General features: G+C 68.0%; 9 protein-coding genes. 3 read left to right on the top strand and 6 right to left on the bottom strand.

Annotated features, from left to right (window positions below; genetic code table 11):
• The 4 genes from CSW58_RS15660 to CSW58_RS05515 form a co-directional block, all read right to left on the bottom strand.
• The coding region (locus CSW58_RS15660; RefSeq protein WP_255406553.1) for a methyl-accepting chemotaxis protein at positions 1-383 on the bottom strand (383 nt) is incomplete at its 3' end.
• Positions 268-1,911, bottom strand: coding sequence for a methyl-accepting chemotaxis protein (locus CSW58_RS15655; RefSeq protein WP_255406552.1), 1,644 nt, complete (start codon positions 1,909-1,911; stop codon positions 268-270). The genes CSW58_RS15660 and CSW58_RS15655, both read right to left, overlap by 116 nt.
• An 88-nt stretch (positions 1,912-1,999) precedes the next feature.
• Positions 2,000-2,968, bottom strand: coding sequence for a tyrosine recombinase XerC (locus CSW58_RS05520; RefSeq protein WP_099446617.1), 969 nt, complete (start codon positions 2,966-2,968; stop codon positions 2,000-2,002).
• Positions 2,965-3,648, bottom strand: a complete 684-nt coding sequence (locus CSW58_RS05515; RefSeq protein ID WP_099446616.1) for a DUF484 family protein — start codon at positions 3,646-3,648, stop codon at positions 2,965-2,967. Before CSW58_RS05515 ends, CSW58_RS05520 begins: the two co-directional genes overlap by 4 nt.
• 124 nt (positions 3,649-3,772) lie before the next feature.
• On the opposite strand from CSW58_RS05515, the gene CSW58_RS05510 reads away from it, so the two are divergent.
• Positions 3,773-5,935, top strand: coding sequence for a primosomal protein N' (locus tag CSW58_RS05510; RefSeq protein ID WP_099446618.1), 2,163 nt, complete (start codon positions 3,773-3,775; stop codon positions 5,933-5,935).
• An 8-nt stretch (positions 5,936-5,943) separates the two neighbouring features.
• On the opposite strand, the gene CSW58_RS14010 is transcribed toward CSW58_RS05510, so the two are convergent.
• Positions 5,944-6,375 (bottom strand): hypothetical protein, encoded by a 432-nt coding sequence (locus tag CSW58_RS14010; protein ID WP_161494570.1) that lies wholly within the window; start codon positions 6,373-6,375, stop codon positions 5,944-5,946.
• Between the two features lie 99 nt (positions 6,376-6,474).
• Complete coding sequence (locus CSW58_RS05495; RefSeq protein WP_099446613.1) at positions 6,475-7,266, bottom strand: TerC family protein; 792 nt, start codon at positions 7,264-7,266, stop codon at positions 6,475-6,477.
• 131 nt (positions 7,267-7,397) lie between these two features.
• Between CSW58_RS05495 and CSW58_RS05490 the strand changes: the two genes are divergently transcribed.
• Both CSW58_RS05490 and CSW58_RS05485 read left to right on the top strand, forming a co-directional pair.
• On the top strand, positions 7,398-8,648 hold the full coding sequence (locus CSW58_RS05490) for an acyltransferase family protein (protein WP_369825083.1): 1,251 nt from the start codon (positions 7,398-7,400) through the stop codon (positions 8,646-8,648).
• The gene (locus tag CSW58_RS05485; RefSeq protein WP_099446612.1) at positions 8,563-9,255 is read left to right on the top strand and encodes a CHAP domain-containing protein; all 693 of its coding nucleotides are present in this window, start codon (positions 8,563-8,565) and stop codon (positions 9,253-9,255) included. Before CSW58_RS05490 ends, CSW58_RS05485 begins: the two co-directional genes overlap by 86 nt.
• Positions 9,256-9,396 lie beyond the last annotated feature (141 nt).

The raw sequence follows: 9,396 nt of genomic DNA, 5'->3' as shown, positions 1-9,396 counted from the left end.
GGGCGGCGCGGACCGGATTGGCGCCCGGACGGCTGGAGGCGTGGCGGGAGCCGGCGCCGAGGCGCGCGGCGCGGGCGGCGGGCTGTAGCGGCGGGGCGGGGCGGCGCGGGAGGCTGGGCGCCGCCGCCGCTGACCTGGAAGCGGCCGATCATCTGCAGAAGGTTGTTGGCCTCGCCCTTCAGGGCATGGCTGGCGGCGGTCGATTGCTCGACCATGGCCGCGTTCTGCTGAACGGTCTGGTCCATCTGGTTGACGGCGGCGTTGACCTCATTGAGGCCGGTGGCCTGCTCGGCCCCACCGGCGGCGATCTCGCTGACCAGGGCGTCGATCTCGCTGACCTTGGTGACGATGGCCTGCAGGGCCTCGCCGGTCTGGCCGACCATGGCCACGCCTTGGCCGACCTGCTGCGAGGAGGTCGAGATCAGGGTCTTGATTTCCTTGGGCGGCGTCGGCGGAACGCTGGGCCAGGGCCCGAACTTCCTGAGCGACGACGGCGAAGCCGCGACCCGCGTCACCGGCCCGTGCCGCCTCGACCCCGGCGTTGAGCGCCAGAAGGTTGGTCTGGAAGGCGATCTCGTCGATGACGCCGATGATCTGGCTGATCGACTGCGAGGACTTCTCGATCTGGTTCATGGCCTCGACGGCGCCGCGAACCACGACGCTCGAGCGTTCGGCGTCGGCGCGGGTCGAACCGACCACCTTGGAGGCCTCGACGGCGCCGGCCGACGAGCGCTTCACCGTGGCGGTGATCTCGTCGAGGGCGGCGGCGGTTTCTTCCAGGCTGGCGGCCTGCTGCTCGCTGCGGCGCGACAGGTCGTCGGCGGCCGAGGCGATCTCGTCGCTGCCCGAACCGATGCCGTTGGCGGCGTGGACGATGGTGCGCATCGCCTCTTCCATCTGGCCGATGGCGCCGTTGAAGTCGGCCTGCAGACGCTTGTAGGCGTCGGGGAAGTCCTGATCGACGCGATAGGTCAGGTCCCCCTCGGCCAGGCGGGTCAGGCCGGCGGCGATGTTCTCCATGGCGAAGGCCTGCTCACGGGCGGCCAGTTCGGCCACTTCCTGATTGCGGCGGCGTTCGGCCTCGGTCTCGTTGGCGAGGCGCAGCTGGGCGGCCTCGGCTGAGCGCAGCGCCAGGGCGTTATCCTTGAACACCTGGACCGAGCGGGCCATGGCGCCGACCTCGTCCTTGCGCTGGGCGCCGACGATGTCGACGTCGGCCGAGCCCTGAGCCAGGACTTCCATGGTCTTGGAGAGATTGGTTAGAGGGGCTGAGATCTTCGAGCGGCCGATCCAAATGGCGAAGATCATGGCCACGCCGGCCGAGATCACGCCGAACAGAGCGCTGAAGATAGTGCCGGTCTTGGACGCCTTGGCCGCCTTGTCCGCCATGGCCCGGGTCTCTTTACGGTGCACTTCATTGAACTTGCTGACATCGGCGCTGAGGCTGGTGATGTCGGGGTCAATCACGGCCATGACCATGATCGCCGCTTCGTCGGCGTCCATCAGGCCAAGATCGGCGCCTTGGCGGGCGCTGGAATAGATCTTGTCGAGACGGTGGCCAAAGTCAGCCACCGTCTTGGCGGCCTTCGGCTCCAACGTCTTGAGCGCGGCCAGGTTGACCTTGGCTTCCTTGTAGGCCTTGTCGATCTCGGCGCTGGCCTCCTGAGCCTCGGGCGAGGTGCCGGCGTTGGAGACAGTGCGGTAGCCGGCATAGCCGATGGTCACGATCCGTCGGTTGAAGCGCGAGCCCTCCGTCTCGGCCGGGCCGCGTTGTTCGACGAGGACCTTGGTGGCCTGCTCCGCCTTGTAGGACTGCCAGGCCCCCATGCCGATAATGGCCATGGCCACGAGGGTGAGGATGATGGCTGGCAGAGCCACCTTGGTGGAAATCTTCAGATCGTCGAATTTCATCGTCAGCCCCATGGCCCGACCTGACTCGCGCAAGGCGGGCCAGGGTCAGTTTTCATGACCAGAAGCGTTGATGGCGGTAAAAGTGTAGTTAATCGGGCGCGGAATTGTGCGAGCGCGCGACAGGATGCCGCAATCTCTTGTCAGGCGCGGGGTGGGCCTTGCCGTAGGCCGCCAGAAGACCTGCCGCGTCCACCTGGGTATAGCGCTGGGTCGTCGACAGCGAGGCGTGGCCCAGCAGCTCCTGGATCGCCCTGAGGTCCGCGCCGGCTCCCAGGAGATGGGTGGCGAACGCGTGGCGCAGGGCATGGGGCGTGGCTCGGTCGGACAGACCCAGCCGTCCCCGAAGCTGCTGCACGGTCGCCTGCACGTGGCGGGGCGACAGCGCTCCCCCGCGTTTGGCGCGAAAGAGGGCGTCGTCGGGCTGCGGGACGAAGGGCAGGAGGCTCAAATAGGCGTCGATCGCCACCCGAACCGCGTCGAGCACCGGTGTGATCCGGGTCTTGCCGCCCTTGCCGGTGATCCTCAGGCTGTCGCCCAAGGGCGCATCGGCGCGGGTCAGGGACAGGGCCTCCGAGATCCGCAGACCGCAGCCCCACAGCAGGGTCAGGACCGCCTGGTCGCGGGCGGCTTCCCAGGGCTCGCGGTCGGGGTCCAGCGCGATCTCCGAGAGCAGACCATAGGCCTGGTCCTCGGTCACCGGCCGGGGCGCCCCGACCTTGACGCGCGGTCCGCGCACCAGGGCGATGGCGGCGTTAGGCGTATCCAGTCGGTGGTCGAGATAGCGGTGAAAGGCCCGAATCGACGACAGCGCCTGGGACAGGGAGCGCGGTGAGAGCGCCTGATCCCCTTGGCGACGGACGGCCAGATAGGCCCGTAGCTCCGCCGCGGTCACCTCGCCGAGGTCGGCGACGCTGGACGGCTCGCCGCGATGGCGCTCCAGAAAGTTCAGATAGGCGACCACGTTGTCGCCATAGGCCCGCACGGTGCGCGGTGAGGCGCGGCGCTCATGGGTCAGGTGCTCAAGCCAGGCGGCCAGGGCCTGGCGGGCCGAGGTCACAGGACCGGCCAGCGCTCGGCCGTGCGCTCGACCACGCGGGCCAGGAAGGCGACCAGCTCATGGCCCATGTCCGGCGTGAAGGCCTCGGGATCGGTTGAACCGAAGGCCAGGATCGCCTGGCGCGACGGCTCCCACAGGGCCATGCGCACCAGGGCCATGCTGCGGATGCTGTCCAGCCGGTCGCCGAACAGGCCCAGGGCGGGGGCGTGGAAGCCCATGCGCGCCACGCCCTGGTCGCCCATGATCATGTCGATCTGTCCCTCGACGAGGCGATGCCAGCCGGCGGGCACGCGGTCGGGGCCCTCCAGCACCACCACCCCGGCGGCGAGGCCGAAGCGCAGGGCGGCCATTTCGTCCACCCGGCGGGCCAGGTCGGAGTGATTTCGGGCGTCCAGCACGTCGATGACGGCGGCATGGGTCTGGGCCTGGGCCGAGAAGTTGGCGCGGGCCGTAGCCTCGATTTCGCGACGCACGGTCGATTCGCGTTCATGGGCGGCGGCCGCGCGGGCAATGGCCGCCGGGCCGAAGTCGATGACATTGCCGCCCTCGGCGCGCAGGCCCAGGTCGCGTAGCAACTCGCCGTCCTCGCGCAGGAAGCCGGGCTCGGCGCGCAGGAAGTCACGCACGGCCTTGGGGCAGACCTCGACCTTCAGCAGGGCGGCTTGGGTGGCATCGGTCATGGTCGGCTTTGCTCCACACGCACTTAGATCGAGGATGAAGCGCCAGATCGGTTAACGCCGGCTTGATGGGGTGACGATCGGCCATCTCGACGGCGCGTCGATTAAGGGGCAGAACCCGATTCCCATGCCGCGTATCGCCTCCGTCCTGCTGCCCATGCCGCTGCCTGAGGCCTTCGACTATGCCGAGCCCGAGGGGCTGGGCCTGGTGGTTGGCGAACATGTCACCGTACCTCTGGGCCCGCGCGTCGTGCGCGGCGTGGTCACGGCGATTCGCGACGGGACGGGCGGCAATCGGCCCTTGAAGCCCGTGCTTGAGCGTCTGGATGATCCGCCCCTGCCGCCGGGCGTGCTGACTTTCATTGACTGGGCGGCGAAATATTCGGTCGACCTGGCCGCCTGGCCGCTGGCCATGGCCCTGCGAGGCCTCCGCCACCCGCCGGCCAAGCCCGACCGGGTTCTGGCCCTGACCGGGACGACGCCCGCCCGCATGACCCCCGCGCGCCTGAAGGGGCTGGCCGCCGCGCAGCAGGGGCCGATGAGCGCGGCGGCCCTGGCCTCGCTGGCGGGTGTCTCGGCCGGGGTGATCAAGGGCCTTGTCGACGAGGGGGCTCTGGCTGTCGCCTTCGTCGCGCCCGACACCCGGTTCCCGCAGCCTGACCTGACGCGACCGGCCCAGACCCTCAATCCCAACCAGTCGGCCAGCGTCCAGGCGCTGGGCGAGATGCTAGCGGCCGGCGGCTTTCAGGCGGCCCTGCTCGACGGGGTGACGGGGTCTGGCAAGACCGAGGTCTATCTGGAGGCCGCCGCCAAGGCCCTGGCCGCCGATCCGGACGCCCAGGTGCTGGTGCTGTTGCCCGAGATCGCCCTGACCCAGGCGGTCCTGGCCCGGTTCGAGGCTCGCTTCGGAGCGATGCCGGCCGAGTGGCATTCCGGCATCGCTCCGCCGCGTCGCCGACGGGTCTGGGAAGCCGTGGCCGACGGTCAGGCGCGGATCGTGGTCGGGGCCCGCTCGGCCCTGTTCCTGCCGTTCCGCAAGCTGGCCCTGATCGTGGTCGACGAGGAACACGACAGTTCGTTCAAGCAGGAAGAGGGCTTCATCTATCAGGCCCGCGACCTCGCCGTGGCCCGGGCCAAGATCGAAGGCGCTCTGGTGGTGCTGGCCTCGGCCACGCCGTCGCTGGAGACCCTGTGGAACGCCCAGCAGGGTCGCTATCGCTGGCTGCGGCTGGGAACCCGGCACGGCGCGGCGCAATTGCCGGACATCGACCTGATCGACATGCGCGTCACGCCGCCCGAGCCGGGCCGATGGCTGTCGCGACCCCTGGTCGAGGCGATGGCCGTGACCCTGGCGCGGGGCGAGCAGACCCTGCTGTTCCTTAACCGGCGCGGCTATGCGCCCTTGGTGCTGTGCAAGGCCTGCGGCGAAAAGATGAAGTCGCCCGACAGCGACAGCTGGCTGGTCGAGCATCGCTATACCGGGCGTCTGGTCTGCCATCTGACCGGCTTTTCGATGAAGAAGCCCGAGGCCTGTCCTCACTGCGGGGCCAAGGACAGCCTGGTCTCGATCGGTCCTGGGGTCGAGCGGGTGGAGGAAGAGGCGCGCCACCTGTTTCCCGAGGCTCGGGTGGCGGTGTTCTCATCCGACACGGTGTTCGACGCCGCCGGGGCTCGGGCCCTGGTCGAGACCATGGCCGCCGGCGAGATCGATATCCTGGTGGCCACCCAGGCCGCGGCCAAGGGCCACAACTTTCCCAACCTGACCCTGGTCGGCGTGGTCGACGCCGACCTGAGTTTGCGCGGCGGCGATCTGCGGGCCGGTGAACGCACCTTCCAGCTTCTGGCTCAGGCGGCGGGGCGAGCGGGACGACACGAAAAGCCGGGTCGGGCGCTGCTACAGACCTACGCGCCCGAGCACGGCGTGCTGCAAGCCCTCAAGGCCCAGGATCGCGACGCCTTCGTCGAGGCCGAGATGGCCATGCGCCAGGATGCCGGTCTGCCGCCCTTTGGCCGCCTGGCGGCCGTGATCGCCTCGGGACCCGACCCGATCGCCCTGGACGCCTATTGCCAGGCCCTGGCGGCCGCAACGCCCAACGCCGAGGGCGTGGAAGTGTTCGGGCCCGCCGACGCGCCCCTGGCCCTGGTGCGCGGTCGCCGCCGCAAGCGTTTCCTGGTGCGCGCCGACCGCAGCGTCAACCTGCAGGGCTTCATGGCCGCCTGGAAGGCCCGAGCCAGGGTCCCCAACTCCGTGCGAGTGGTGATCGACATCGATCCCTACAGCTTCCTGTAGGACCGGGCCTAATCCCGGCAGTAGCCTTCATGGGCGTCCACCACGACGCAGTCCGACTTGTCTGCCAGCCACTTCATGCCGGTCTCGGCCCCCGTACCCTTGCGAATGAGGAGGTCCTGGCCGTCACGGGTGAAGCGCACGCCCATCGGGTCGGCCATGGCGGGGAAATCACGCGGGCCGTCGAGGTTGGTGACGGTGACCTGATAGGCCGTCCCGACGACGGTGACGACCAAGGACGTGCCCTCCGGCCCCGTCCAGCGCCCGACCAGGTCATGGGCCGCCGGCGTGACGGTCGGCGCAGGGGGCGCCGTCGGAAGTTCCACCTGCGCCGGCGCCGTGGCCGGAGCCGGCGCAGGGTCGGCGGGAGCCGGAGCCGGGCTGGGCGAACAGGCGGCGAGCGTCAGGGCCGAGGCGAAGCCGGCCAGGTTCAGGGTCTTCATGCGCGGTCTCCTGTCAATCAATCAGACTGACCTAACGCACGTCGGACCAAACGGAGCCGCCGCAAGGCGGCTCCGGCAGGCGGCGGCTTAGCGGGGTGGCTACTGGCCGCCGCCATCCGTCTTTGACGCGGCCTTGCGCGACAGCATGTTCAGGCCCTCGACGACGCCGGAGAAGGCCATGGCGGCGTAGATATAGCCCTTGGGCACGTGCATCCCGAAGGCTTCAGCGATCAGCACCATGCCGATCATCAGCAGGAAGCCCAGCGCCAACATGACCACGGTGGGGTTCTTGTTGATGAAGTTCGCGAGGGGACCGGCCGACACCATCATCATCACCACGGCGATGATCACCGCCGCGACCATGATCGGCAAATGGTCGGTCATGCCCACGGCGGTCAGGATCGAGTCGATCGAGAACACCAGGTCCAGAAGGATGATCTGCACAATCGCGGCGCCGACATTGGAGATCACGGCGGCCTTCTTGTCGAAGACGTCGTCGGTCTTCACCGGGTCGACCGTGTGGTGGATTTCCTTGGTCGCCTTCCAGATCAGGAAGGCGCCGCCCGCCAGAAGGATCAGGTCGCGCCAGGAGAAGGCGGTCTCGAAGCCCGGTTCGCCGTGCTCGCCCATCGGACCGACGATGCCCAGGTCGAACACCGGATGCACCAGGCCGACGATGAAGGCGATGGTCGACAGCAGGACCAGCCGCATGATCAGGGCGAGCGAAATCCCGATGCGGCGCACGCGGGCGCGATGCTCTTCGGGCAGCTTGTTCGACAGGATCGAGATGAAGACCAGATTGTCGATCCCGAGAACGACCTCCATCACGACCAGGGTCACAAGGGCGGCCCAGGCGGCGGGATCGGCGAGCAGGCTAAGGATTTCGTTCATGGGTCATCGCTTAATCGTTAGGGGCGGCGGGCATTTCGAAGCGCCGTCGCCTGTCATGCGACAGACGTGGACAAGCCCATGTTCGGATTCCAATTGGGCTGAGAGTCCTGGGTCGTCAAGGGGAGCTGCACATGCTCGACGCCGCTCATGTAAAGCCGCTCACCGCTTTTCGATTCCTGGCCGCCTTTTGGGTGGTCTTTTATCATTACTGGCCCAACCTTTCTGCGGGGCCCGCGCCCGGCGTCGTGGCCAAGGGCTATCTGGGGGTCGAAGCGTTTTTCGTCCTCTCGGGCTTCATCCTTTGTCACGTGTATCTGCAAGGCTTTGGCCAGGGGCGCTTCCGCTACGGCGACTTTCTTTGGAACCGACTGGCCCGGGTCTATCCGCTGCATCTGGCCACCCTGCTCGGCGTAGGGCTGATGGCGGGGGCCGCGGGTCTGCTCGGGATCGCTGTCGACCAAAACATGCTGGCCTGGAACGCCCTGCCGGCTAACCTGCTGATGGTCCACGCTTGGGGTCTCGCCCCTGCGTCGGGATGGAATCACCCGTCGTGGTCGATCTCGGCCGAATGGTTCGCCTATCTTTGCTTCCCGGTCTTCGCCACGGCCGCCTGGTCGCTGCGCAAGCGCCCGTTCCTGGCCGTCGGCCTGGCCCTGGGGCTGATCGCGGTCCTCTATCCGACGTTTGAGCGCCTGGCGGGCTTCCCGCTGACCGAGGCGACCATCCGTTGGGGCGCGCTGCGTATCGTGCCCTGTTTCGCCTTTGGCTGTGCTCTTCACGCCCTGTGGCGTTCGGGCGCCATTTCGGGCCGGATCGCAGGCCCCGGCGCCGCTTTGATGGGCGCCGCGGTGCTGATCGCGGTGCAGACGGGCGCGCCCGACCCGCTGATCGTCATGCTGCTGGGCGGGGGCGTGGTGATGCTGGCCGGACTGGCCTCGGCAGGTTCCAGCTTCGCTAGCCAAAGATTTTTCGTCTATCTGGGTGAAATCAGCTACTCGACCTACATGATCTGCATCCCCTGGAAGATCCTGGCGGTCAATGTGGCGCTCAAGCTTCTCCATATCGAGGGTGAGCAACTGCCGCTTTATGCTTGGGTGGTCATCGTGGCCGCACTGATCCCGCTATCAGCGATATCTTATCAGCTGATCGAGAAGCCGTGCCGGCAGAAGATGAAAGCTTGGGCCAATGCGCGGCAGTCGCGGCCCCTGCCACAGTCGGCGCCTAAGAAACACTCTTTTCATACGTCGCTGTCAGGGTTATCCCCTAGATCCAGTGACACAGGGGAGCGCCCACAGCATGTCGAAACGGACGAGAACCCTCTGGGGTTCCCTGGCCGCTGCCGCCATGATCAGCCTGTTGCCGGTTTCCGGCGCGGTGGCTGACGGCTACTGGCAATGCGTCCCGTTCGCGCGACTGATGTCCGGCATCCAGATCTTCGGCGACGCCCGCACATGGTGGAGCCAGGCTACCGGCAAGTACGACACCGGCTTCGCGCCCAAGGCCGGCGCGGTCCTCTGTTTCAAGCCGACCGGCCGAATGACCCTGGGTCATGTGGCCTTTGTCAGCCAGGTGCTGACCGACCGGGTCATCCAGGTGACCCACGCCAACTGGTCGATGATGAACGGGGCCCGCGGCCAGGTCGAGCAGGACGTGACCGTGGTCGACGTCTCGCCGGCCGGCGACTGGAGCGAAGTCAAGGTCTGGTACGACCCGATTCGCGACCTGGGCTCGACCGTCTATCCGACCAATGGCTTCATCTATCAGAACGCCCAGGCCACCCGCATCGCTGTGGCCACCAGCAAGCTGGCCCTGGCTCAAAACGCGGCGGTGTCTCTGGCCAAGCAGGCCGCCAATCAGGTCGCCGCCACGGTGCGCGCCAGCTCGCCGCTCGACATGATCAACCAGGCCGCCGACAACACCGATCGGATCGCCGCCCTTATCCAGGCCGCCCAAGGCCAGGACGACGACAAGGCGCAAGCCCCGCGTTGACGGCGGGGGCGCGGTGGGCCATTCCCATCGCGTGATCGATGAGACTTTCCCATGCTGAGGGTGCTGCGCCACGGCGCGCCCGGTTTCGAGACGGCGGCGCGGGCGCCGACTGGCGTCTTCCTGACGACGCGGTCTGGATCG

The sequence above is a fragment of the Caulobacter sp. B11 genome, from assembly GCF_002737765.1.
In the GTDB taxonomy this organism is placed as follows: Bacteria; Pseudomonadota; Alphaproteobacteria; order Caulobacterales; family Caulobacteraceae; genus Caulobacter.
Note: the sequence above shows the minus strand (reverse complement) of the source record. Positions and strands in the feature narration are given on the sequence as shown.

What these genes read in the sequence shown, in the direction of transcription:
- CSW58_RS05490 (WP_369825083.1), top strand. Translation starts at nt 7,398, where the DNA reads ATGCTCGACGCCGCTCATGTAAAGCCGCTCACCGCTTTTCGATTCCTG.
- CSW58_RS05515 (WP_099446616.1), bottom strand. Translation starts at nt 3,648, where the DNA reads ATGACCGATGCCACCCAAGCCGCCCTGCTGAAGGTCGAGGTCTGCCCC.
- CSW58_RS05495 (WP_099446613.1), bottom strand. Translation starts at nt 7,266, where the DNA reads ATGAACGAAATCCTTAGCCTGCTCGCCGATCCCGCCGCCTGGGCCGCC.
- CSW58_RS14010 (WP_161494570.1), bottom strand. Translation starts at nt 6,375, where the DNA reads ATGAAGACCCTGAACCTGGCCGGCTTCGCCTCGGCCCTGACGCTCGCC.
- CSW58_RS05510 (WP_099446618.1), top strand. Translation starts at nt 3,773, where the DNA reads ATGCCGCGTATCGCCTCCGTCCTGCTGCCCATGCCGCTGCCTGAGGCC.
- CSW58_RS15655 (WP_255406552.1), bottom strand. Translation starts at nt 1,911, where the DNA reads ATGAAATTCGACGATCTGAAGATTTCCACCAAGGTGGCTCTGCCAGCC.
- CSW58_RS05485 (WP_099446612.1), top strand. Translation starts at nt 8,563, where the DNA reads ATGTCGAAACGGACGAGAACCCTCTGGGGTTCCCTGGCCGCTGCCGCC.